Annotated in this window: 15 protein-coding genes; 9 read left to right on the top strand and 6 right to left on the bottom strand. The window is 55.2% G+C overall.

The genetic code is table 11. The features are described 5' to 3' along the window. Nucleotides 1-157: 157 nt before the first annotated feature. Together CA54_RS09510 and CA54_RS09505 are read right to left on the bottom strand one after the other, a co-directional pair. Entirely contained in the window at nt 158-1,414 is a 1,257-nt protein-coding gene (locus tag CA54_RS09510; protein WP_146370547.1) for a sulfate adenylyltransferase, read from the bottom strand. A 382-nt stretch (nt 1,415-1,796) separates the two neighbouring features. Beyond that, nucleotides 1,797-2,618, bottom strand: coding sequence for a sugar phosphate isomerase/epimerase family protein (locus tag CA54_RS09505; protein WP_146370546.1), 822 nt, complete (start codon nt 2,616-2,618; stop codon nt 1,797-1,799). Nucleotides 2,619-2,926: 308 nt separating this feature from the next. Here CA54_RS09505 and CA54_RS09500 point away from each other — a divergent pair, with 308 nt between their 5' ends. From CA54_RS09500 to CA54_RS09460, 9 genes are all read left to right on the top strand, one after another. Further along, complete coding sequence (locus CA54_RS09500) at nt 2,927-4,642, top strand: HEAT repeat domain-containing protein (RefSeq protein WP_146370545.1); 1,716 nt, start codon at nt 2,927-2,929, stop codon at nt 4,640-4,642. Between the two features lie 166 nt (nt 4,643-4,808). Beyond that, on the top strand, nt 4,809-5,705 hold the full coding sequence (locus CA54_RS09495) for a hypothetical protein (protein WP_146370544.1): 897 nt from the start codon (nt 4,809-4,811) through the stop codon (nt 5,703-5,705). Nucleotides 5,706-5,735: 30 nt separating this feature from the next. After that, nucleotides 5,736-6,404, top strand: a complete 669-nt coding sequence (locus CA54_RS09490; RefSeq protein WP_146370543.1) for a MotA/TolQ/ExbB proton channel family protein — start codon at nt 5,736-5,738, stop codon at nt 6,402-6,404. Then, complete coding sequence (locus tag CA54_RS09485) at nt 6,401-6,856, top strand: ExbD/TolR family protein (RefSeq protein ID WP_146370542.1); 456 nt, start codon at nt 6,401-6,403, stop codon at nt 6,854-6,856. Before CA54_RS09490 ends, CA54_RS09485 begins: the two co-directional genes overlap by 4 nt. Nucleotides 6,857-7,001: 145 nt before the next feature. Continuing rightward, a complete protein-coding gene (locus CA54_RS09480; protein WP_146370541.1) occupies nt 7,002-7,631 on the top strand; it encodes an ExbD/TolR family protein in 630 nt (209 codons plus the stop codon). A 154-nt stretch (nt 7,632-7,785) separates the two neighbouring features. After that, the gene (locus CA54_RS09475) at nt 7,786-11,382 is read left to right on the top strand and encodes an outer membrane protein assembly factor BamB family protein (RefSeq protein WP_146370540.1); all 3,597 of its coding nucleotides are present in this window, start codon (nt 7,786-7,788) and stop codon (nt 11,380-11,382) included. Beyond that, the gene (locus tag CA54_RS09470; RefSeq protein WP_146370539.1) at nt 11,379-13,934 is read left to right on the top strand and encodes an ABC transporter substrate-binding protein; all 2,556 of its coding nucleotides are present in this window, start codon (nt 11,379-11,381) and stop codon (nt 13,932-13,934) included. The genes CA54_RS09475 and CA54_RS09470 overlap by 4 nt, the downstream gene beginning before the upstream one ends. Before the next feature lie 29 nt (nt 13,935-13,963). Next, nucleotides 13,964-15,472, top strand: a complete 1,509-nt coding sequence (locus CA54_RS09465; RefSeq protein WP_146370538.1) for a hypothetical protein — start codon at nt 13,964-13,966, stop codon at nt 15,470-15,472. A 471-nt stretch (nt 15,473-15,943) separates the two neighbouring features. Beyond that, nucleotides 15,944-17,413, top strand: coding sequence for a DUF11 domain-containing protein (locus CA54_RS09460; protein ID WP_146370537.1), 1,470 nt, complete (start codon nt 15,944-15,946; stop codon nt 17,411-17,413). A 94-nt stretch (nt 17,414-17,507) separates the two neighbouring features. On the opposite strand, the gene CA54_RS09455 is transcribed toward CA54_RS09460, so the two are convergent. From CA54_RS09455 to CA54_RS09440, 4 genes are all read right to left on the bottom strand, one after another. Then, the gene (locus CA54_RS09455) at nt 17,508-19,196 is read right to left on the bottom strand and encodes an FMN-binding protein (protein WP_146370536.1); all 1,689 of its coding nucleotides are present in this window, start codon (nt 19,194-19,196) and stop codon (nt 17,508-17,510) included. Then, nucleotides 19,196-21,511, bottom strand: a complete 2,316-nt coding sequence (locus tag CA54_RS09450; protein WP_146370535.1) for an FAD-dependent oxidoreductase — start codon at nt 21,509-21,511, stop codon at nt 19,196-19,198. Before CA54_RS09450 ends, CA54_RS09455 begins: the two co-directional genes overlap by 1 nt. Before the next feature lie 95 nt (nt 21,512-21,606). Further along, on the bottom strand, nt 21,607-22,641 hold the full coding sequence (locus tag CA54_RS09445) for a phosphotransferase enzyme family protein (protein WP_146370534.1): 1,035 nt from the start codon (nt 22,639-22,641) through the stop codon (nt 21,607-21,609). 5 nt (nt 22,642-22,646) lie between these two features. Continuing rightward, nucleotides 22,647-24,302: a tetratricopeptide repeat protein gene (locus CA54_RS09440; protein ID WP_146370533.1), complete on the bottom strand. Its 1,656-nt coding sequence runs from the start codon at nt 24,300-24,302 to the stop codon at nt 22,647-22,649. Between the last annotated feature and the right edge of the window lie 514 nt (nt 24,303-24,816).

Genomic DNA, 24,816 nt, shown 5'->3' with positions numbered 1-24,816 from the left:
GAGCCACAAGTGGCTAATTCTGAACCGCTTCAGACGAGCGGCGTCCATCGATACTACTCGATTTAGAGACGCAACGCAGCCAAAACGTACGAAAACGGCGGAGCGCAATCGATGTTACGCTCCGCCGTTCCGGTTATGCATTCACTTGGACAAGCGACTATTGATGCATGGCCGCTGACAAAATCTTGGAAGTGCTTTCACGCATGATCCGCGGATCAACCATTTCGCCTTCCTGCAAAGTGGCGCGAACTTGTTTGCCCGAGATAAAGACCGGCTTTTCTTCGCTATGGTTTTCCATCAGATCCACGCGGCCGAGCGACTCGTAGTAGGCGGCAAATCCGACGTTCACCGGCTTGATCTCCAAGGCTCCGTTCAGGTTATTGAAGATTTCCTGAGCATCGAAGTCACCCCAGATCGCCGTACCGTCCTGATAGGGGGCATCGGCGTGTTTGCGGCCGATAACGATATTGGTGAAGCCCAGGTTTTGGCGGTAGATGGCATGCATAACCGCTTCTTTGGGGCCGCCGTAAAACATTTTGATGTCCAGTCCCAGCAGGACCACCCGATCGGGAACGCTTTCTCCGCGGCTGCTCCACAAATCCGCGTCGCTATCGCCGTCACCCATGGCACGGTCGGAAATCAACTTTTCGTAGGTCTGCATGCGGATTTCGGCGTTGACGTCGTCCGACTTGGTTTCGCCGATCAACGGATTCAGGCAGGCGCCTGCATTTTTTCCGTCTTTGAGCAGTTTTTCCAATGCATAGACCAAGGCGTATTCGTGCGCCCGGTGCAGCGGATTGCGCGTTTGGAAAGCGACGACGCTGTCCCAACCGGTTTCAGCCAGCTTTTTGCGAACTTCGCGAGGCGTCAACACGTACTGCCCGAAGGCCGCGTTTTTCGGCTGCGGTAACACGCGGATCTCGCCGCCGATCAAATGAGATTTGTCAGCATCCCCTTTGAGAACCATATCCGCACCGGGATGATCGGTGCGTTCGGTCAGGTAGACGCTCTTGATATACCGCGGTTTGTCCCATTCGAAAACGTCCGTCACGTCGAGCGTGGCGACGATTTCTCCGTCCGGATTGGTCAGTGCGACCTTTTGTCCGGCCGACAGGGTGGCTGCCATTTCAGAGGTGACGGGCAGGGAAATCGGGATCGTCCAGGCGTATTTGGTCCCGTTGACTTCGATGACCGACTCGTCCAGCACTCGGTTGTATGTGGCCGAATCCATGGGACCGGTCAACGGGCTGAGCGTCCCATCTCCCAGACGGTAGACGGTCGACAGATCAGCAGCGGAAACTGGTACTTGCGGCAATTTGGCCGCTTCCGACCGAAAACTGTCAATGTCGTCCGCAGAAACGGTGCAGCAAACGGGTTCGGTCAGTCCACCATGCGGCGGGATTAAGTCTGCCATGTGCGTCCTCATTCAATTCCTGTTAGGGGCATAGCCCAGAGTTTCACGTTTGTTTTTCATATGATTTGCGACAATTCCGCACAATCGCGGCGGAAGGGCCATTGTCCGCGTTTTATTACAACTCGCTTCAAAACCCTCTGATGCGTCCCGCTGAGACGGAACAGCAGGTTTCCTAAACAAACGGAACCTGGTTTTGAAACTGGTCCTAGAGAATCTGCTCGTTATCCAAACTCTTTCGATTCGGAAATTCGCCCAAAATCTGCCCGCGGACGTCCAAAGCGAACCCAACCTATTTAATGCGGAGTTGCGTTGTCAAGCTTGGAATGGGGCTGCCTGTCACATCATTGAAAAACGGGTGATTTCTTGGTCTGATCCCTCGAATTCAATCCCGCAGTCCCGCCTCCCGCATCAGCTTGGCGGTTTGGGTGTAGGCTTCCGTGACCCAGGCCTCAATCTCATCTGGGTTGGGAGCGTATTCCAACTCAATCGAAATGGCGCCGTCGATGCCCAATTGCTTGATTTCCTGAAGATACGGAGGGAAATCAACCACGCCGCGCCCCGGTGGCAGGTCGCCGTGCACTTTTCCGTCGCAGTCCGAAATGTGAATATGCGTCGCCTTACCGGCGAGTCGTTGCAATTCCTCGGGAGCGACGTGTGACAGGCATAAATGCGAGACGTCGATGTTGGCGGCAAAGGCGGGATGCCCGACGTCGTCAATGAAACGGACCATCGTGTCGACGTCGTTGACTAACGAAAGTTTGAACGGCTCTAGCTCTAAAGCAATCTTGATGCCCAGAGATTCCGCGTACTCGGCCAACAATCGGCAGTTTTTCACACCAGTCGCCCACTGCTCTTCGGGGGGAATCACTTCTTGATTCCAAATGTATTCGCCGATCACCAACAGCAAATTATCCGCTTCGAATTCGTAAACCAGATCCAAATGCGCTTTTACGCGTTCGAGGCTGAAGCGTTGCACGCTTTCGTTGAAATCAATCAGCCCCACAGCGACGCAGCACAACGACACGATCGGCAAGTCGAGGCGATCACATTCATCCTTAATTAACTTTCGCTCCTGGATGCCGATGGACAATGGGTCAACTTGGATATCGATCGTATCAAACCCGAGTTCCTTCGTTTTTTGGATTCCCCAGGTGGTTTCTCGGCCGGCTTGGGACCAGGCGGAGTTAATCAATCCCAGCTTCATGGTGTAGTACTCCCGCGAATGTCGTTCTACCTACAAGTCGTTTGCCTGCAGTTTGCGTCTGGTAAAAATATGCGTCATTAGGTTTACTCGATATTGTTTGCTTGGTCGTGATCTTAGCAAACAACCTCTGCAATTGTCGTCCCGTCATTGTCAAATCGGTCATTGACAATGCTTAAGAGCGGCCTGTAGAATTTTATAATTGGTAATAATACTAATACCTATTGCGATTAAAAGACGTTTCGCTAGTCGTCGTCTCCGGTCGTACCTCCCCCCCGATTCACCCCCCCCCTCAGCTAGAGGAACCCTCGATGCAGGGACAATTTTTGGGCCACCCTTTGGGCCACTCCCTTAAGCAGCGAATTGCCGGGAAACTGGCATTATTGTTGGTCGTCCTGCTCGTCGGGTCGAGTGCTCTTTGCCACGGCGCCGAATATGCAACTGAAGCGGAAATCAAAAAGGCGATCGAGAAGAGCAAAACCTTTCTGTTGGCAGACATTGGCAGTAAGACCAATCGATCGTCAATTGGGGCGGTGGCACTGTTGAAAGCAGGTGTCAAACCGAGTGACAAACGTGTCCAAAAGGTGTTGGAGGATTTAGCGAGTCGTTGTCAAGGGGACACGTTCAAACCCTACAGGAGGCATGCAGGCATCTATGAAGCAACCGTCTACATCATGGCGTTCGCCAATAGCGATCCGGAGAAATACAAAGCGGAAATCCAGTTTCTCGTCGATTGGCTAACGAAATCGCAACGTGAGGACGGCGGTTGGGAATATCCGGATGAAAAAGACTCAGCTGATACCAGCCAATCGCAATACGCGCTATTGGGCTTGTGGGAAGCTTCTATCCAAGGGGTCGAGATCGATCAAAGTGTGTTTGATCGAGCGGCCCGCTGGCATTTGGCGACTCAAAGAAACGATGGCGGTTTTACTTATGAGCCCGGCAAGTCGGGAACATCGAGTTCGACCCACAGTATGACTGCCGCTGGAACCGGAAGCCTGCATATCTGCCGGATGTTTATGTTCCCGTCCACAAAGGATTCGGCATCACCGTTTGCCGGCGACTCAAGTGCTCGAAAAAAGAAAGCCGGCGATCGGAAAAAGTTCGGTGTTTTAGAAGATCCTGACCTCGTGGAGGCGGAACTGGAAAAATCGGCGACCAAGAGTGCGCCAAGTCGAACGGTTGGCGGTGCTGCGCTGAATGTGAGTATCGGGAAAAGCCTGAACTGGTTAAACCAAAACTTCGTCGTGAGTAATCCGACCGGCTGGCCGATGTACTATCTCTATAGCCTGGAACGGGCAATGGCGTTAGCGAATATCGAGGAAGAACTGGGGAATCACGATTGGTATCGTGAAGGGGCGACGCATCTCGTTCGATCGCAAAATGAGCGTGGTGATTGGCGAGGAAATGGCGGACCGGGTCCCAGTACAGCATTCGGACTGATGTTTCTGACTCGGGCCACACACAAGACGCTCGGCCGCCGACGTGTCCGTCGGAAAATTGGCGGTGGACTTCTCGCCGGTGGTCGCGGACTGCCAGATGATTTGAGTAGCACCTCAATCGAAGGCGGCACAGTAAAACAACGGAAAATGACCGGTCCGGTGGATGAATTGCTTGCAGTTTTAGAAGATCCCCAAAATGCCAATTTCTTCCAGGCCCAGGAGGCGTTGGTGGAAACGGTCATCTTGGGGGACCCCAAGGCGTTGGTGGGCAAAACCGATAAGTTGCTCAAGTTGGCGTCGACGAAAAACGACGAAGTCCGACGGACCGCGATGTGGGCTTTGGGCCGCAGCCAGGACATTACTGTTGTCCCCACATTGATCCAAGCACTCAACGATCCGAACCTGGACACAATGGTCGAAGCTCGCAATGCACTGCGATTCATCAGCAAGCGAATTGACGGTTTCGGCTTACCGGTCCAGCCCAGTGACAAAGAACGTGAACGTGCCATAGCACGCTGGAAGAAGTGGTATCTGACCGTACGGCCTTATGATGAACAGGACGACCTACTGTCGGTGGAACAGTAGCTGTGTTTCTTTTCGTCCTTGAGCATTGCCGCGTGAATGCTTCTCTCCAATTTCGATCCTCTATTGCAAACGTAATCCACTGCTGAATCCATTTTGCTTTGTCGATTGACCGCCCATAACCGGCATGTCATTGGCACAGTTTCTCTCAAAGCAGCAACGCCCGCCGATGCCTTCAAAACGTGAAAAGTCAAAACCATCTCACGCACCCGTGTTAGATGTCACCCGCTACGATAAAGTCGCAGCTTGGTTGATTGCGCTGGTCGTCGGGATATCGCTGGCAGCCTCATGGGAGGTGGCATTGCATTTCATCAATCGTCCCGCGCAAGCCAGTGATGCGGTTGCCATGGAGTTTATTGAAGTGGCAGGCGGCAGTGAGGATGGGGCAATTGATGAGACGTTGCTCTTAGAGTCGCCCGCCGAAGAAACTGCCGATCCCTCATTGGCCGAAGTCGAATCGGAAGAGGTCGAGGTTCAAGAATTGTTGGACAATGTGATCGATCTGGCAGACCAGGCAGTGGAGCAGACCAATCGCCAACTCGAACTGGATGCGGTGAACGCCGGCAAGCCGGGCAGCGCTTCAGGCACGGGTCGGCGCGCATTGGGCGTTGGTGATGGCCAAGGGGGACTGCCCCGAGACCAACGCTGGTTTTTCCGCTACGACGATCAAATCACCCTCGATGAATACGCGCGACGACTCGACCACTTCGGTGTTGTGTTGGGGGTCATTCAAGGCAAGGAATTGGCCTATGTGTCGAATTTCTCCAAGGCGCGGCCGGATGTTAAACGGGTGAAATCCGGTGAAGGCGAGAAGCGGTTGTATTTGACATGGCAAGGTGGCGGTCGCCGCGCGGCGGATGCCCAACTCTTTAAAAAAGCTGGAATCGACGTGACCGGTTTGAGCATCTTTCAATTTGTTCCCGGCAAGCTCGAAAACGAACTGGCCCAGTTGGAGCGTGACTATCAAAACCGTCCCGCTGAACAGATTCGCCGGACTTACTTCGTCATTAAAAAGGCGGGGACCGGCTACAATTTCGTCGTGACACGACAAATTCTCTTCCGTTGAACTTACGCTACTTAGAATTGGTTAACACGAATGGACTTTACTCAAATTCTCGACTGGGGCGGCAACTTCATCTACGCGATGTTGGCATTAGTCGCCCTGTACGGCGCCTTTACCGTCATCCTGTTATTGCGCCGCATCCAAGAGAAACAATTTTCCAACGCCGCTGCCGACGAATTTCTGGAGCAGGTCCGAGAGAAACTGCAAACGAAAGATTTCGACGGTGTCGCCGAGTTGTGTGACTCGCCCGCTTATTGGAGCAAGGCTGTCCCGCAATTGGTGCTCTTTGCCCTGAATAAAAAAGAACAGACGATGAGCCGCTTGCGCCGCGGTTTGGCGGAAACATTCGAGCGGGAAATTTTGGCGGACTTGGAATACCGCATGTCGTGGGTGGGCACGATCGTCAAAAGCGCTCCGATGTTGGGGTTGCTGGGAACGGTCATCGGCATGATCAGCGCGTTTCAACAATTGGATCTCGCGCAAAGCGCCGGTGGCGAAGGGGGCGAACAACTCGCCGGTGCCATCAGCGTGGCCTTGTTCACAACCGCGGCCGGTTTGGCGGTAGCCATTCCGCTGGTTCTTGCCGGAGCGCTGATCAACGTCCGCATCGGCCGTCTGCAGGATGGCGTCCAGCATTGGATCGGTGAATTTTTGGATGACTACGAGGTCGCCGTTGGCAGTACGGGAGGGCGGGACAGTTGAGACGACGCCGAAACGCCCTTGCTGATGATGAGGGCGGACAATTCAAAACCAACAAACGTGAGCAAGAAGCGGATTTAGACATCACGCCGATGATCGATGTCACGTTTTTGCTGCTCATCTATTTCCTGGTCAAGTCCACGATGGACCCCTCCGAAGCATTGGATTTGCCCAAGGCCAAATACGGAGACGGCATCAACGGCAATCAAAGCACGGCCATCACAATCAAGGCGGGACGTAACGAAACCGCTTCGATCTTATTGGACGATGGCCGCGAGGTGGATGTCGACGACGTGCGGAGGCATGTCGAGGAACAAGTTGCCGCCGGCGTGAACAAGGTGATGATTCAAGCGGAACGCGAAATTTCACACGGCGACGTACAAAATGTAGCCCGCGCTATTGCGGAAATCGAAGGTGTGGAGTTCTTCATCGCGGTCGAGGAAAAGGAACCGTGACCTGCCACGCGACTGGCAGAAAGGTCGGCCCTAATCCGGCCGGTTGCTGTGAGTCGCCACTGCCGTCTGAAACGATCCTCCCTCAGCAGAGTGTGGAATATAATAATTTGGTGATCCGCTGTATGACATCAGCGGCAAAAATACGATGCCCATTAAATTCCGCTGTGCCCATTGCGGCAAAAAAATCAAAATCACATCGCGAGCCGCCGGACGAAATGTCAATTGTCCGAAGTGCGGCGACCCTGCCCGGGTTCCGTCCCCGAATTCTGTCAAGCGTGCCAGCAAGCCGTATCAGCCGCATCAGTATCTTGATGCGGAAGCAGACGCGGGGGATTTTCAGCTCCGCAAACGTGCGGCGTCCGAGGATGATTTGGACCTGACTCCGATGGTCGACGTGACGTTTCAGTTGCTGATTTTTTTCATATTGACCGCGAGCATGAGTTTGCAAAAGGCAATCGCCGTTCCCCCTCCCGATCCGCAGCGAGAAGGGGCACAATCGACACCGATTTCGCTGGACGACCTGGAGGTCGATTCGATTATCGTGGAAATTCAAGCGGACAATACCATTATCGTCGACGACGAACCATTGGCGGCCGACAGCAACCTTGCGGAAATGTTGCAACAATCCATGGACTCCTCGGGTCGCCACGAAATGGTGATCAATGCCCATGCGGACTCCTTTCATGAAACGACCGTGACCGTGTTTGATGCGGCAAACGAAGTCGGCATGCAAAAAATCCGTATGACGACAACCGGCGGCGAGGATGACGAATAGCCCCGATCGACTATTTGCGGCCGGCAACGGTGGCGACGACTGATTTATTGACCTACTGGCGAATGTCCCGATTTCGATTTTCACGACGTGAAGACACGTCATGAACCGGTTTTGACACCGCCTTCAGCATTTACCAAAAACGACCGAGCACGATATGCCCGCCCTCGAAATTCGAATTCCCTCCGGTCCGAAGGACATTGTCCAACTTTCCAAGGAAATGCCGATCTCAATTGGTAGTCATCCTTCGAATGATGTCTCCATCGACGACGCGAGCGTTGCGCCCATGCACTGCCGCGTGAGTTGGCAAAAATATTCCTACCGGGTCAATTCGGCGGCCGGTTCCGAGGTCTTGCTGAACGGCAAAGAGGTCGCCAAGGCGTCGTTAAAGGTCGGCGATGTAATTTCCATCGGCAAAGCAAAAATCACTGTGGTCGATGAAACTCGGGCTGGGCATGACGATCAGGCGAAGGCGGACATCAGCGAGTTTGAGTTAAAACCATTAGACGAAGAGGAGACGGTTCGCGCCAATCGAGAAGCATTGTACGAGCCTTTGCAAGAAGAACCCGTGGCGACTGAGAAGGCGCCGCCAGAAAACGATCCCCCGTCAAATATTCGTCGCAAAAAGAAACAACAACACGTTCCCGCACCGTCGTCTGAGTCCGTTGCAGAATTGAGCATGGGCGACATTCTGGCGAGCGACGATGCATTGCCGACGACGCGATCGTCGAGTAAAGATTCCAAACGCTCGCAGGCAGACAAGTCGTCTAAGAAAGATCGCGGGTCGGATAAATCAAAGACGAAAACATCCTGGAAGGGGGGTCGCGCTGTGCGCCCCGGGGAACGCAATATTCTGCAATCGCCGCTGGTGCTGACATTGGGTGGCGGGGGATTGGTCCTGCTGTTACTGGCGCTGACATTCCGGTTTATGAATAACCGCCAAGAAGTGGATGGGCGGTTCGAGGAAGCGGCGGCGTCCAAGCGGGAAGGCAAATACGCTCAAGCGATTAAGGCGTTTGAGCGGTTTCTGATCAATTATCCGCGTGATTCCTCCACAAACAACGCGCAGATTCAACTGGGATTAACGCGCATCCAACAACACGTATCGGGTTCGACACCGGCGTGGGAATTGGGATTGCAGTCGGTACACGAGTATCGCCAAAAATCGAAGGACCTGCCGGAATTCAGCGAAGAGGCCAACGCACAGGAGTTGGAAGGATACATCAAAAAAATCACGCTGGGGGCAGCAACCAGCGCTAAAAACAATCTTAATCCCGAGTTGTTAGAGATCTCTGCCGAGGCGGGGACATTGCTCAAGCGGATCGGCGTGGACAAGAAAGAGACTGAAGAACATCTCGCCCGCGTTGGACGCGTGGCTAAAGAGGCCAATGACGCGATCCTGAAACGAAACACTTTCGATGCTGCTGTCGCAAAAATCACAGAAGCGTTGGCTGCATCGCAGGCGATTGCCGCACTTGATGAGCGGCGCGCCCTGCTGGCGCGGTATCCTGATTTTGCGTCCCATCGCGAAATCAAAAAGTTGATGAAACAGGCACTGGAAATCGAAAAAGCATCGGTCACCCGCGAAGCCGAATCGGTCGCTGCGGCGACAACCGAACAGGAATCGGACGTTGCTTCGGTCTTGTCATTGGTTCGTCATTCCCGTGCACAAAGCGGTAACAAATCTGAGAACGCGAGCGTGGTTGTCCTGTCGGAAAACTCGTGCATGGCGGTCGACACCATCAACGGAACTCCGTTGTGGAGTCGAACGATCGGCTACGACACGCCGTTTTTTCCGCTTGAACAAACGGTTCCCGATCCAGCGCTGTTGATGTTTGACACGCGGAACAATGAGTTGTTGTTGGTCTCCAAAGCAGACGGGAAACTGATCTGGCGAAACGCCGTCTCGTCGCGTGCTTCGGGAAGTCCGGTCGTGCACGAAGGTCAGGTGTTTCTGCCCACGACCGACGGCGAACTGTGCCAATTCGATTTGGAAACCGGTGAACTGACAGCGCAGTTGAAATTCGCGCAACCCATTTCGTCCGCTCCGGCAATTTCGGAGTCGGGTGAGTATCTGTTTGTCGCCGGGCACGAAGGAGTGATTTACATTCTCTCCCGCCGCCCGTTGGAATGTATTCAAGTGTTTGACAGCGGGCATGCTCCGGGAGTGATAGAAGCTCCATTGATGGCCATGGGGCCTTATCTACTGGCGATCGAAAATAGTCAGGCGAACAACTGCAACTTCCGGCTTTATGATGTGACCGAGGCGGACAAAAGTCTGAATGAGGTCGCGTCCTATCAAGGCGTTAGCGAACTGCTGGGACACGTTAAAGACACACCCGTGTTGCGAGGAAATCGCATGTTCGTTCCCTCCAGCGACGAACGCGTCACGGCGTTTACCGTCACGGAGGAAGATGGGCAAAAGCCGCTCTCCTATGTCGATAGTTCACAGAACGAATCTCCGATTGGTTGCCCGATTTATTTGGCGGTCGGTCCCGATGACCAAATGTGGATGGCCGCACGCGACCTGCGGAAGTTTCAACTCACGCTGGACCATTTAGAAGAAGAGGTCAAACAGCGGATGCGGGTGGGGCTGTGTGCACAACCGCTGCAGGTCCAGGGGAACTCGATCTTTGTCGCTGGACGGTTTCCGGCAAGCCGCGCGGTCTTCTTTCGCGGAGTCGATCGGCAGGCCATGACCGGGCAATGGCTGGTTGTTGTCGGCGCACCGATCTTGGCGACCGCCGCGCCGAACCCCAATGATAACTCGATCGTCTGCGTGACGGCTGCTGGCGATTTGTTTCTCGTAACAGCAAAACGGATTGGCGAAGGAGGCATCGACACGCGGCCGCTGGCGCAATTGAAGATCCAGGATGATCCCGAGGCCGCCTATCATGCGAAACGACTCTCCGATGGTCGAATGGCGGTTTACACGACTGGCGAAAAGCCGCATTTGTGGGTGGTCAATTCCAGCGGCGGCATTGATTCGGATTTGACGCTCAAAGAGTCGTTGCAAATCGCCCCGGCTGAATTCGGCAAGTCACTGGTTCTACCGCTGCCCGGAAAATTGCAACTGCTAGGCCGTTCACCCTCGGGGGGACGCGTGCAGGACTTTGCATTGCCCGTCACAGGAAAAACGTCCGCTGCCTGGAAAGCCTTGGTACCGCTGGCCGACGATCAAGTCATTGCTCTGACATCCAACGGAATGCTCTCGCGTTTACAACTGAGGGAACAAGACAATGTGTCATTTTTCGACGAAGTCACTTTGATCCATTTGGATCACGCCGTGGATGTCGACATCGTCGTGTCCGGCGACCGACTGCTCATCGCCGATGCCGAACCATCGTTGAGCGTGCTCAACGGTCGGTCCCTGGAAGTGGTCGCCAAAGCGGCGCTGCCACAACCGGCTCCGCTGGCTCCTTGGTTGATCGAAGACCGTGTGTATATTCAAAGTGGCCGAGAACAATTGATTTGCTTCCAGTTGGGTGACACGCTGAACAAATTGTGGGAAGTTCCGCTTCCGCAAACCTCGCTGGCCGGTACCCCGCTCATGCGGAACGGAGAGTTATTGGCAGCACTGCAAAATGGTGAAATCCTGCGCATCAATCCTGAGACAGGGGAACTGCTACACCGATACAACGTGCAGCAGACGATCGGCGACGGTCCGTATTTATTGGGCGATCAACTGGTCGTGATTTCGCCCGATGGTGGATTTATTGCCGTGCAAACTGAGAAACAGGAGGCGGGCCAATGAGTCTATTTTCTAAAGACCAACCGATCGCACAGAGCCACCGGACTCGGCAGCGATTTAGCTCGCTTGTCGTGGTGATCTTCGCGTTTTGTTTCGTGTCGACATTGGGCAGCACAGCGCAAGAATCCACCGCGCAAGAGTCAAACAGCAATCCGACTGCTGAGACCGAAGCGGAGGCCACACCGGATCAACCGGTCGATGAGAATGCGCCGGAAGAAGAGGAAAAAAAAGAAGAACCGCTGCCGACATTGGAGGAAATGCAACCCCTGTCCGTCGAACAGCTGATGAAAGGTCCCGCTGAGGACTGGATTGTGCTCAAAGCCAAGGATCAAGTCCTCGTGGTTCAACCCGTCGACCCGCGACCGAACACCTTGGAGTTCTTAGCGGACCGGCTGAAGTATCCCGATAAGTATGAACCAAAGAGTTTTGGCTTGGACGAAGAGGGCAAGCCGCTTACGGGAGAGGCTTTGGATAAAGCGAAGCGCATCTGGCGCAAAACTTTGGTCTACCTCGAAGTGCATATGCCCTTTGACAAAAATGACATCAGCGAAGACGCGGACCGTAAATTCTTTATTCCCTTTCGGGTCATTAAGGAAATCATCTACTTCGAAGACTTGATGCTCAAGCAGATCGATACATTCCTCGACCAAAAGAAAATCAGCGAAGCCTATGAGATGGTCGTCGTGTTGCGAAAGCGCAATTCGAAATGGCCGGGACTGCAGTTTCGCGAAGAAGGGTTGCTGTTTGCTGAATCGGCCCGACTAGTGGACGAAAAAAAGTTTGAGCTGGCGCTGGTGGATTTGGAACAGTTGCACGAACGCAATCCCAAATACCCCGAGCTGACCGATGCCACTGCGAACGTCGCCGATCTACTCATTAAAGAGGCTGATGCAGCGGGGGACTTCCGCCGTGCACGGCATTTTTTAGAGCGCCTTAAGGCGCGATTTCCCCAGCATCGAACCGTGACGCGTTGGACCGACACGCTAACCGCGCGGACGGCGGCGTTGATGCAAGAAGCACAAACAGCCGAATCGGTCGGCGAAATCGAAAAAGCGTTGGCCTCGGCGGAAAAAGCAGCCTTGGTGTGGCCCAATACATCCGGGTTGCGGACCCTTTATGGCCGGTTAGCACGGCGGTATCAACGATTGCGCGTCGGCGTACTTTTACAGCCGCGTGACGTGCCAACTCCCCTCAATCGTACGGTCGCCGATGATCGCCAGCGGGAACTCACGCAGTCGACGCTGTTTGAACCGGACTACTTGGATGAACAGATTGTGCGTTATCGCAGCGGGTTCTTGAATGAATGGGAGCCAACGAATCTAGGACGCCGAATTCGTTTTCAACTGCGTCCCTATCGCCAATCATGGGAGTCGCAACCGGTGACGGTCGCGCTGCCAATGATCCGGCAACTGTCAGACAAGATGCAAACCGACAGTCAGCATTTCGACGAGCGATTGTCGGACCGCATTTCCTCGGTGGCGCAAAAATCCCCATTCGTGTTTGACGTCGAATTCGAAAACGTCCCCCTGCGGCCCGAGCCATTGTTCTCCTATGCATTGAACGGACCCGGCTCGTTCGAATTGGCGAAACACGATGAACGGTCGATCACTTATCGCCGCGCTATTCCCGAGCAGCCCGACGACAACCAGTATCACATCGCAGAAGTTGTTGAAGTTCAGTATGACACCCCGGAAAAGGCGATCCAAGGTTTGCTGCGGGGGCAAGTGGACATGCTGCCTCAAATTCCACTGCGGGATGTGGATATTTTGAGTGAGCAGTCGTCGTTTTTCGTGCAGAAATATCAGTTGCCGAAAACGCATCTTGTCCAGTTCAACAACCAGAACAAGGCACTGCGCAGTCGCGCGTTGCGACGGGCGATGGCCGCCTGCCTCGACAACCAGCGTTTGCTCGAGGAATTCGTCCTCAAATCCCCGCCAAACGGGAAGGCCCGTTTGACCTCCGCACCGTTTCCCCAAACCAGTTATGCATATGACACGGCGGTGCTTCCGCAGGACTATGACATTGAATTGGCGTTGGCTTTGTCGATCGCCGCGCGGAAGGAACTGGGAGGAGCGTTACCCAAACTCTCCCTACGGGCCCCGCCCGACCCGGAAAGCCGCATCATTGCCAAACAATTGATCGCCGCCTGGGCTCGTATCGGACTAGATGTCACGCTTGCTGAGGATGACGGCAGTGCTGGGGAGGATGATTGGGATTTATCCTATCGTATTATCTCCATGCGCGAACCGGCCGTCGAATTGTGGCCGTTGCTCACCGGCAAGGAGACAGCCGAGATCGCAGACCTGAAATACTTACCCAACTGGTTGCGGCAAAAGCTTGTCGAACTGGATCGCGTCTCGGATTGGAGCCGCGCGGAGAATTTGTTGCACGGGCTGCATCGTGATATGGCGGCCGAAGCGCAAGTCATCCCGCTGTTTGAAGTTGATGAATACCTCATCGTCCGCAAGACTGTGCGGGGTGTGCCGGAAGCCCCGATCTCGACCTATGACGGAATCGAACAGTGGGTCGTTCAACCTTGGTACCCCATAAAATAGCTATGCTTCACCACGAACGAAAATTCGATATGAAACACGCGCCGATCCTCAATCGTCGACTCATCGCTGCAGCGCTAATGATTGGCCTTTTCTGCAGTTCCGCATTCGGTGCAACTGACGAATCGGAAGAGGAAATTCCCACGACGTTGCAGCCGTACAATGTGCGCGTGTTCGTTGCCATTGATGACAACGTTGAATTTCAACTCAAGTTCCGCACACGGATCTTGGCCGAATTGCGCGACCGTTGCGACGGGTATTGGGGCCGCATGTGCACCGTCTCCATTGAGGAGTTTCCGCGCTTGATTCCCGCTACGGCAACCACGCTGGACCGATTGGCAATCACGCACGAATCGCCGGAGGTCGCGAATTGCGACAAAGCCTTTTTCTTGACCCTGCAAGCCGACGGCGGGGGATATCTCGTCGCTGGAAAGTGCTGGGATACGACCACGCGTGAAACGAGTGACGTGATTTCCTCGCAGGTCTTCCGCCGCAGCGACATCGCGGACCGGTTGTTCGGCTTGTTGAGCGACCTGTTTGAGCCGATTGTGGAGATCGCTGATTTCGACGAAAAGCAGGTCACGCTGCAAATTCGCGCCGGAGAATTCTTGCCGCCCGATCCCACCCAAGCCCCGTTGAAAACAGGCCGATTGTTGACGCCGTTTTACCGTTTTCTGACCCGCGAAGGGGACGTGCGAAAGATTCAAGAAATTCCCTGGACCTATTTGGTCGTTTCGGATGTGGATCGCGCGACGGCAAATTGCACAATCGTGAGCGGACTCCGCGTGCCGCTCACGACGCGTCGCCGCCGGTTGATTGAAGTACTGGCGCAGGGCGTTCGTCCGAAGTTCGATTCGACGCGGTTGAAATTCGTGTCCCAACAATTCACCGACCACCCGATGTTCGGCGTGACGGTCAGCATCGTTCCGGAGAAAAGCGAAACGACCGCTGAAGCATCCACTGAAGAATCCACCGGCGAGGAACAAGCACAGGTGGCTAAACCTGAACCGGTGACAATGATGACTGACCGCGCCGGGACCGTGACCATTTCAGGCGATGGCTCGAACAAGCCCGTGATGTTGGCTGTGCACAGCGGAAAGTCGGCGCTGGCTAGGGTCCCGCTGGTTCCCGGATTGGAAGCTGAAGCTCAAATACAACTTCCCGACGATACGATACGATTAAACGTCGAAGGCCAATTGGCCGTGTTGGAAGCGGGAGTCATTGACGCGGTTGCCAAACGTGCTGTGCTTATGGCGCGGACACGCTCGGCGATTAAGGCAAACGACTGGAAGAGCGTCGATGAATTCTTAGAGCGGATGGACAAAATTTCCGGGCCTTCGCGCATGCAAACCGAACTGACCATTATCCGGGAACGAGGGGTGAGTGCAGCGATGGCGCGAAAAGATGTTTCGGCGAAACGGCGGATTGAACGCTTGTGCTCCAAAACCAGTGAGTTGATCGAGACCTACCTCAATCTGGACAAGATCAATCAGTTCCGCGAGGAAACCGCCGAGCTACGTAAAGCATTGGGTGCCAAGTGATTTGGCCGCTCAACGGGCCTTACCTCCTGTATTCGGCAGCGGGACTTGACCTAACACCTGCCGGCGCCGCTTACCCAACGCGCACGTTCGGCAAATCGGTGTAGGTCCAATAAAACCTTCCGGGTCACCGTGAATTGTGCAACGATAACATGCGCTGCATCGCGCATCGGTCGCAAATGCCGAGCGACCTGTCCAAGCTGTCGCGTTTTCGCACTGAAGTAGCCTGCACCGCCCCCCGGATCGGTTTCGTCATGTCGATTCGCAGGGATGGTCTTTGCGGCAAACTCCCCTGTAGATTTCCCGGTGTGGAATGTTCAAATTCGTTCCGACACACCCACCTCGCAGGTGGTAGAGTTCAAGCAACTCGACTCGCGTCGCGCAGGACTGCGCTTCGTGATGTTTGAATGGAAATGTTTTCATTCGGTTTTCATTGGCTTGAACAATACGCAACTGCAACGGGCAGGTCGTCTCATGGCCGAACAATTTCAAAATTCAAAGCGGTGGATCATCGCGGCGCTGTGTCTTATCACAGCCGGTGGGTGCGCTGCGCCCAGTCGCAATTCGTCCTTAACCACGATCGAGGACCGGACTGCTTACGCTCCGCAATTCCGCGGTTACAACGGCCCGAGCACCAGTACCGTGCCTCAGCAGACCCCGACCGTGCGCGTCGAAAAGCCGACGATGAGTGAACCGCAACTGACCGAACCCACTTTGGATGGGACGGAATTTGAGGATTTCGAAGAGACTGAAGATGTGATCCTCCCCAAACCGGATCCACGTATTGCCCCTTACCGGGAGTATCCGAATGTGGAAGCCGGGCCGCTGCTTGCACCATCGCCGTTGATCACGCCTCCCACCGAGGGAGACGATACCGACAATGCCGCTCAGCCGGTTCGACTATTGTTGGAGATCGTCCGACCGGAACGCGCGACGCTGGACGGCGACGTGCGGTTTGACGTGACCATCCGCAACGAGACGAACCGAGACGCCGAAGACATTGACGTGTATTGCACGTTTGAGCAGGGTCTGCAATTTCCCGGCAAGGAGGAAACCGAACTGCGGCGAAACATTGGCAGTATTGCGGCGGGCGAGTCACAGACGATGTCGCTTACGCTCATGGCCAAGCAACTCGGTCGGCACTGCGCACAGTTTACCATCAAATCGGGCGGGAAAGAGGTTGTATGGAAATCAGTTTGCACGGATGTCACCAAACAGGCAATGTCACTGGAGATCATCGGCCCGGACCGCCGCAACGTGGGTAGCCGAGCGGAGCATACGATGACGATTGTCAACGTAAGCGATACCGTGCTCCACGGAGTTCAAGCGGAACTGACGTTTGATGATATGTTGATTCCTAAGGAAGCGACTGAAGGAGCTGTGGAGGGCGAGGACAGCTTGTCATGGAATCTGGGTGACCTGCAGCCGGGCGAAGTTCTGCAACTGCAAGTGGAGTTTGAATGCGAACGTGCTGCCGAGGTGGCCAAGTTTGATGTCGAACTGACCGCAGCGGGTGGCGGCACACTTCGCCGAGAAACCGGCCTGCAAGTTGTCCCCGGGCGAGGCGTGTTGGACTTGAGAATTCAAGACCAAGCCGAACCGATCGCCGTTGATGATGAAGTCGTCTATATCGTCACCGTACATAACCGCGGTTTCCAGGACGTCCGCAACGTTCAAATCGCACTGACACCACCGACCGGCATCAAAATGCTCGAAGTAAAAATCAGGCAAAACGATGAACCGATCGAGTTACCGCACAAAGTGCTGCGGGGAACTTGGGATTTTGAAACCATTCGACAGCTCCCAGCGGACAGCACAGTGCAATTTCACATTCGCGCACAAGGCGTTCGCGCCGGAAACCACAAATTCGTTGCGGCAGTGAAGAGCGACCTCGACACCAAACCACACACCATCGAAGAGTGGACCACAATCAACGCAAACTAAGCGGCGTGGCCACTTGGTGCGAGCTTCCGCTCGAAGTGGGATAGGCCGCTCCCGGTGGTCGCTGCGATTGATCCTCGTGGTGCGTTTTGTTTGCCTATGTGAATGACAAACAGAGGGCCAGTCCGGCAAGTCCGACGGCTGCCCAATCGCGGGCTGTCCAACGTTCGCTGTGTGAGTGATACCTGAGGAACTTGAGCAGCGCTCCAGTCGGACAACCGTAGCGGCAGTATGCCATCGGTACGAACAGTGACGCGATCAAGCCGACGACTGCCACACTGATCGTAGCCCAGCCGGCGACACGGAAGACCCAGGCGTCAAACGGCTCGATGTCGACCAGACTCACCGACAACGCTAGCATTCCCACGATCACGCACCACGCCAATAACAATGCCGGTAAAACCAACAACGCCCGTGCCAGCCGTTTGGGAATCCGCAATTGCCACGACAACCGTCGCTTAAGCAAATCCTGTGCGGCGCCGTGCGGGCAGAGATGACTGCAATACAAATTGCGCCGCGTGGTCATTGGCAATAAGAGCGCTGCTGCGGTCAAGATCACCAACCCGGATGCCGACCGCCAGGCGATCCCATGTTGCGCCCAGCCCACGAGCATGGCCATCGAAACCATATTGCCCGCGATCAGTCCCAGATAACCAATCAACACGCACTGAAAACTGATGCGCAATGTCCGCTGTGATCGCAGCCGCGTCATGCCAATCACCATCGCCACCAAAATCACCGCCGCCGTGCCGTAATCGTGCGGCGCAATCTTCCAAGTTGATTGGCGTTGCTGTGCCGTCGCTTGAGTTAGCTTTTCTTGTTGAGCGGTATGAACCAACCCAGCGGCAACCGCCATGCTGGTCATCGTGGCGCCGGAGACCCCTTCGACGTTCGCCTGTTGCAAATCTAATGCCGCCAACCGATCGAGATTCAGATCGTTAAACAGCGACAGAAAGTATTCGTCCTCACGGACATAGGTCACGTACGGCTCGTTGTCGTAACTGTTTCCTAAGGCGATTCCGATGACGCGTCCGTGGGGATCGAACGCGATTCGTGTTTCGGTGGGTCCTTGATAGCCCACGATGTTATCAGCAGCCGGTGATGTGCGAAGTAGCGTTCCCAGCGGCTGTTCGTCGGCGGCTTCCACGTGCCAGAGCGCCGGCGACGATTCGTCTTTTATGACGGCGGTTGCCGTTGGAAACAATGGTTGTGCATCAGCCAAGGTCAGCGGTTGTGGAAAACGTAAAGACTCGGCGGCGCCACCCAACCGGTGCATCACCGCTTCGGTAATCGCCAAGCTCGTTAGCGTCGCTCCCGAAACCGCATCGACATGGCCCGCCGCTTCGGCGCGGGGTCGGCCAACGAAGGATGCAAAAAACGCACTATCTTCGCGAATCTGACGCACGTGATCTCGTGTGTCGCCGCTGGAAAGAATCTCGATACCCAGCAATCGGTCGTTTTTATCGATCGCGATCAGGACATTTGTCGGTCCGGAAAAACCGATGATGTGGTCGCTGGTCGGGGAGGTCTGTAGGATCGTGCCCAGTTGCTCGCCCGCGGCATCACGAACGATGTTCTCCGCCGATTCACTCTCGACGGATGCCACCGCCGGGAAAAAAGGCCGTACTTGCTCCAGGCTGAGTGGTTGTTGAGGCTGCGCTTGTTGGGCGGAAGTGAACCGCTCATGCTGCCGGTGGATCATCACCACAATGGCGGCGAACAGCGCAACCCGGACCGCGTGGATCAGCCATCGCCGCCAACTGCGCGCCTTCCCTGCGGTACTCATCAATCCTTCCGCACAATTTGAACAGCATCCGCATGCACGCAACCGCCGGCACCCTTGGTGGTAATTTCCACGAAGTTCTTTTCGCCCTTGGTGAAGTCAAACGTGCCGAGTGAAATGAACCCCTGTTCCAGCGGTGGTTTTTGTTTCATATTCACGCGTACCGTCCGGCCTTTGTCGCCTGTCGAAATCATGACCGGCACCTGATTGCCACGATTTTCGTGCGGCTGATAGGCAATCCGGACCTCATAGGTTCCGCTCTTTGCAATCGGTAGGTCAAAACGGATGCTGGCGTCCTTGAACGCGTACAGGTAATTCCATCCCACGTAACCGGGCAGGCCCTCGCCGACGGTCCAACTTCCGGTTTGTTCGGCCTGCTTATCGTCGATCACAATGCCTTCGAGTTTCGAGGGATCCAAACCGGTCATGGGGCCAAACGGGCCGGCGAGAGATAGGGCGTCTTCGGGGATAACGATCTCGTCGTTGACCGTCATGCGGCGTGCTTTGCCGGGCAATTTCAGTAAATCGACCATGGCTTCCCAGTGCTCTTTGTAGACCTGTCGCGGCATACAATCATTCAGGACACACAGACTGGCGGCGCGGCCGATGACTTCGCCCATCATGCCGCAGGTCTTCATCACCCGTGTGGTCCCCAGCGCTTGGTGTGTGACACTGATGCAGCGGCCCGCCATGAACAGGTTCTCGATGTTGCGCGAATAGAAACAACGGTAAGGCACCGGATAGCCGTATCCACGATCAATCCGCCGGTCATGCACGGCGACGGAAATGAAAGGATTGTCCGCGAATTTCTCCGCATATTGTTTCTTGGGATAGTGCAGATCGATCGACCAGGTGCTCGGCACGCAACCGTCTGTGAATTGCCGTTTATCAACGATGTCCTCTTGCGTGAGCACCACGTCCCCCATCAGCCGTCGCGATTCGCGCGGGCCGCCGATGTAGGCGATCCAAGTTAAAAATGCCGTGGTATGTTTGTCGGCGCCGTCGCGGTTTTTCATCGCGTTGAAAGCGCCGTACACCGCTCGCAAATTCCAATCGCGAATCGCCTCCGCTCCGCCGATTGCATCTTTATCGAACCCACTTTCCCAAAACCATTGCCCATGATGGTCGCGGGGATAGGGGAAATCCTTCATCGCCAAATCCAAAGCCCAGGGCGTTTGTGGAAATGCGACAGGTTTCTCCCTTTCGTCCCAAGCCCACATGTTGCTCATTCCCATACGGCCTTTGGGGGTCATCTCCCAATCCGCGCCAGCCAAATATCCAATCGTGCCGTGGCCGGTCCCGTCGACGTAGAGTCGGCCGCGAAATCGTTTCTGAGCGCCGCTGTGTGTGTCGAACGCATCAACCGCTGTGATCTTTTTGCCTTCGGTTTTTACATCGAATGCATGGTGGTTGAGAAACAAATCGATATTTGGTTCCGCTCGAATGATGCGTTCTTTTTTCGCGTCTTCAAATTCCTCATAGGTGCCGGGGGATTTTTTGGCTTTGTCCGCGAACTCTTCCACAATTTCGCCAATCCGCGGATAGCGTCCGCGACGTATCAGTCCCTGCGACCAAACACGGACTTCGCTAGAACCGTTTCCACCCAGCACCGGACGGTTTTGGATCAGAGCGACCTTACATCCCATGCGCGCTGCGGAGAGCGCGGCACCCATGCCGGAGTAGCCCCCGCCAATAACGACCAAGTCATAGCCACCTTTTTCGATCGGTCCTTCGGGAATTCCCAGCAATTGGCTGCGCCACTTCGGCAAGATTTTGGATTCATTGGGCGGCGGTTCGTCCCCTTTTGTAAACAGAATGGCATCGCAACGTCCGTCGAACCCGGTCAAGTCGTGCAGGGACAACGTGGTCTTTTTGTTTTTGATTTGAACCATGCCACCATCCTGCCAGGACCATTCCGCCCCCTCGGTACCGAACGTTTCCGAAAGCGGTTGGCCGTCGATGAGCAGTTGAAACCGCCCCGGTTGTCCCGGTGCTTTCCAGCGGGCGACCCAATCCATGGTCCGCACGAACACACGATACTCGCCGGTTTCGGGGAACTCGACCTCGGTCACCGCATCGTCGACCGGGCGTCCCAATCCGTGCGCTAATAAATACGGAGAACCCATGCTCTCGATGAATTGCGTATCGAGCTTCCATCCGCCGTGTGACGGAAAGCTTTCCGCTTCGACGAGGACTTGTTGCGCTGCGACAGGTTGGGCTGTCCAAACGAGAATCAACAGGGCCAGGATTCGAGCATTCAAGGGAACTATCTCCACAGATTTGGCCGGCAGGGGGCAGATGACGTTAGGTTTCATCATAACCGTTCGCTAACCACGAAAAAACCCGCTGCACGATTTGCCGCCTCATTATATAGACACAGCCGTAGGGCAGGCTCCCGCCTTCCGCCCGCGCGTTATCCACCTATATTCTGCAGTCGCGTTAAAATTGCCGTCATGCGAGCCAACACGCGCTCTCGGTCATCGACCGGACGGCCTTCCATGGCGATCCATTGCACCCAGGTCATTCCGCTGAGCAGCACGCCGCTACGATCAAAGAGCTCTACCGCCGCCCACTCATCGATCGATAACCGGCAGACCGATTGGTAGGCGGTCAATGCCGTTTCCCAGCCGCGACGGTCATCGCCGACCAAACTCCCCACGAGCCGCGCGATATCGCCGGCGACCGTTTCGCTGCGACAGGCGCTGGGATCAATGATGCCGGTCACTTCTTCACCGACGAATAAAATGTGGTCATGCCAAACATCCCGCAGGCAGGGTTGCAAACGAAATCGAAGACCTGCCGCCATGCGGAGTTCATCAGCAACACGCGGCGCCATGCTTTTGAACGCAGAGATCAATTGGCTTGCTACAGCCTGGAACTCCGACCAGGCATGTCCCTCAACGGATCGGGAAGCCATGTCGAGACGTTTTGAGTTCCATTTGACAACCAGCCGCAACCGCTCGCCGATTCCAGGAGATGCCGCGTTATCATGTGAGGCAAACCATTGCCGGTGGTTTTCACTGGGGCGGAATGTTGCCGCGGCACGATGCCAACTGGCCAACGCGCGCAAGGCGGCGGACAATTTGGCCTCAGATGGCTGCACCAGATAATCGGCTGCTCCCGGCATCCAGGGTTCCAATTGCCAAAGGTGACTGCCGACATCGACCAAGGTGGTCCCGCTTACGGCCGTGACCGGGGGGGCGATCCATTTGATGTGTTGGTCACGCAGGTGATGTAACAGTTGATGCAAGCCAAGGAGACGGTCGCTGTGCAGCCCCTCTGCGGGCCATTGACGCACGGCGAACTCTCCCGATGCCGTTGTCGCTTTCCAAACGCGCGCGCCACTAAAACCGGCTTGGTTGACCGGCACGCACTGCGTCGGATGATACTGCGACGAATAATTGGCCAGCACCCGGCGGAGCACGCCCTGTTGCTTGTCGTCTTGCATTTCGATTAACTCAATCGGTTCGAAACGACTTTTCTCAATTCAACGGCAACTTCCCTCATCACACTAGGCCAATCCCCCCAATCGCGTTGGCGAAAGAGCCGCATTGTGGGATACCACGGCGAGTCGCTACGCTCCAGTTGCCAACGCCAATCCGGAGTGTGTGATAACAGCGTCCAGACATCGCTGCCGAGTGCACCGGCCAAATGAGCGACTGCTGTGTCGACGGTGATCACCAGATCCAAACGATTGATCAATGCCGCCGTTTGCGTAAAATCGGTCAATCCGCTTCCCGCATCGAGGACGCGCTCGCGCCAATCCACGGCGGCTAGTTGTTGCAAGCCGGCGGCTCCCACTTGCAGGCTGATGAATCGTGTCCCGTCGGTTTCGATCAGTGGAGCCATTTCCGACAAGGGGCAAGACCGGACCAAATCGCGCGGCTGTACCGGATTGCCCTGCCAAACAAGACCCACGTTCAACTGGGTGGGATCGATAATGTCGTCGAATTGTGATTCCACATCGCCAACACTTAAGTAGGGAACGGCTGCGGGCAATGTGTCGCCGGTGACTCCCAAGACTCCTGGAAGGCTCAGTAACGAAATGTGCGCATCGGTCATTGGCACAAAATCACCTTCGACGATGACCTCCGCTACTCCAGCAGTGCCCCGCAACAAATCGCCGAGACCGCGTTGGCAATGCAGGATAATTCGTGCGCCGCTGGCCGCCTGTGCGGGCGCGAGGAATCTCGCGAATTGCAAGGTGTCGCCGAAACCTTCATCGGCATGCACCAGCAACGTTTTTCCGGCCAACGATTCCCCACGCCAGCGCGGTTGCAAAAATGTCTGCGGCGAGGCCGACATGATGGCTTCAAATCCTTCCCAACCCGCCGCCAAGTCACCCGCCAACATCTGAGTCGTTGCCAGGTTGAATCGCGCCATCGGAAAATCGGGCTGTATTTCAAGCGCGCGATCAAACGCTGCGCAGGCCGCTTCTAATTGATGCGAGGAGCGGAGGGCATTCCCTAGATTGTTGTGGCCCTCGGCATAATCGGGACGCAGCATAACGGCCTGTTGAGCTGCAGCGACGGCGTCTTCCAGTCGTCCGAGTCGCTCGTAGACATACGACAGGTTGCTATGGATTTCAGCGTAATCGGGTTGGAGGCGTACGACCTGTTCATAAGCAGACGCGGCCTCGGCGGATTTCTCCTGTTGTGTCAGTGCGAAACCGAGTCGCACGTGAGACTCAATATCTTCAGGAGCCAACGCGAGGTGTTGGACGAAGCAGTCTTCTGCCAGGGGCCATTTTTGCTGCTCTTCATAAATCTGCCCCAGATTAAAATACGCCTCTACATAATTCGCGTCCTGCTTGAGTGCGCGATTCAGACACGTGATTGCCTGCTCGAATTGGCCTTGCGCTTTATAGGCAATCCCCAAATTATTATGGGCAGCGGCGACGTGGGGTTGAGCGGCGCAGACCTGTAACAGCAATTCCACAGCCGCAGCGAACTCTCCCCGCTGCAACAGCAACGTGCCGAGCAAGTACATCGCATCCAGGTGGTGCGGCACATCCTGCAACACACGACGGTAAACCGGTTCGGCTGCGGAAAGGTCTCCAGCTTGGTGCAGGGCAACTGCTGCGGTGAATTGTGTTTGTGGGTCGGGCATTGCGTGTTTCCGGTAAAACGCGGAATTGCGTTCCGTGCGGATTAGAAGCAGTATGTGCGTCGGAGGTGGCGCTATTCACATCAGATCATAGACCATGTGTGTCATCAATCAATGCACGCCTAATACGTCCTACCCAAGCACGTAGGACATGCCGCTTATTTGCCGACAGCGCCGCACGCATGGGAATCCACAGTTCGATAAGCGGCCCGCCAAGTCGCTCACAATCGTCTTGGCTGATCGTCCTCCCGCAGGCCGACGTAACATGACTGGACGAGCTTGGTTTCGTCGCAAATTGCGGTCCGAGTCCACACGTTGCCGCACCCCTAGCACCGCACGGCTTCGGGCACGTTTTTTTGCTTTGCACCGACGAACGACAAAATCCTATTCAGTTGCAACCATGTACAAGGCAAGTTCCCGAGGGTTTTGTCATCAAATTCAGAATAAACCCTGCTGATGTTCACGAGCAATTTTGTCACAGTATTCTTGGAAACATCGGTCATCCTGACTGTTGACC

The sequence above is a fragment of the Symmachiella macrocystis genome, from assembly GCF_007860075.1.
Classification (GTDB): domain Bacteria; phylum Planctomycetota; class Planctomycetia; order Planctomycetales; family Planctomycetaceae; genus Symmachiella; species Symmachiella macrocystis.
Note: the sequence above shows the minus strand (reverse complement) of the source record. Positions and strands in the feature narration are given on the sequence as shown.